Source organism: Pedobacter agri PB92 (assembly GCF_000258495.1).
GTDB classification, from domain to species: domain Bacteria; phylum Bacteroidota; class Bacteroidia; order Sphingobacteriales; family Sphingobacteriaceae; genus Pedobacter; species Pedobacter agri.
The window spans coordinates 1-1,222 of the sequence record NZ_AJLG01000331.1; the positions used below are offsets into that span (position 1 = coordinate 1).

Annotated in this window: 1 pseudogene; it reads right to left on the bottom strand. The window is 36.3% G+C overall.

The features are described from left to right. Positions 1-16: 16 nt before the first annotated feature. Positions 17-998, bottom strand: a pseudogene (locus tag ON09_RS23705) (acyl-ACP desaturase). Positions 999-1,222: the final 224 nt, after the last annotated feature.

The window sequence follows — 1,222 nt, forward strand, 5'->3', positions numbered from 1 at the left end:
TAATGAATAAAAGAAATTATCCTGCAATCCAGGTAAACTTATAATCCATTGTTGGATTTTTCATCCTTTCAGCAACACGCAATAAACGAGCAGGCAAAGCCATAATGTAGTCACGGGCCTTTTCACCAGTTTCGTTCAAATCACGCATTCCCTCAATCTTCCAATCTTCAATTAATGATTGCATGATCTCAACGTAATCAACAGCAGTGTAAACGCCTAAACGTTGTGCTGCATCTGTAAAATGTCCAAAAGTCTGACCAATCTTTAATCCTACTTCACGCAAGAAATGAGCAGGCATAACAATCTTTTGGCGCATCATATCTTCAAATGCAATCATCGCTTCGTTAGGATCAACCTCAAAAATACGATTCATAAAATCCTTGTACGCTTTAGCATGTCTGGCTTCATCTGATGCAATAGTGCCACACATTCTCGATAATAAGGTATCGCCATCTTTTTTTTGCAAGTGAAGCAACTCTTCTATGAGAAATATTTGTAGCTAACTCCTGAAATGAAGTGTAAATAAAATTTCTATAAGGATCGTGTCCGGTACCAATGTCGAAACCATCAGCAATTAAATATTGTGTAGAAATTTCCATCTGGCGCATATCTACGCGACCAGATAAATATAAATATTTGTTTAATAAATCACCATGACGATTCTCTTCAGCAGTCCAATGACGGTTCCATTTCATCCAGCCACCATCTTCTTTCATACTTGGACCCTGAACCATAGCCAACCACGATTCATAAGTTGGAAGTGCCTCTTCTGTAATCGTATCGCCAATCAAAACAGCAACTAAATCATAGGAAAGATCTTTTGCATTTTCCCTTAAAATTCTAATATCTTGATAAAAGTTTTCACTTGTAGAATCAGGTAAAAAATCTGAAGGTTGCCAGTTGGTATCAATCGGTTTAAGATAGGTATCCATCATCTCCAGCATATATTTTTCAATATGCACCATTACTTCCCTTCTTTTATCTGCGAAAAAACTCATTATTTGTATTTATATATTGTTAGGCCAAAGATAACCAAATATTATCGCAAACCTCATGTTATTAACAGTTTTGCATAGAATCAGTTTCGAAAATGATCTAAAACATAATTCTTTTCAAATGATAAGTATTTGTAAAGCGCCAGCAGTGCTGAATATTTAGTTCCAGTCCTGCTGTCCCTCCAATCTTTTTGGGGAAATTCGCTACATACCTGAAGGTTTGTACC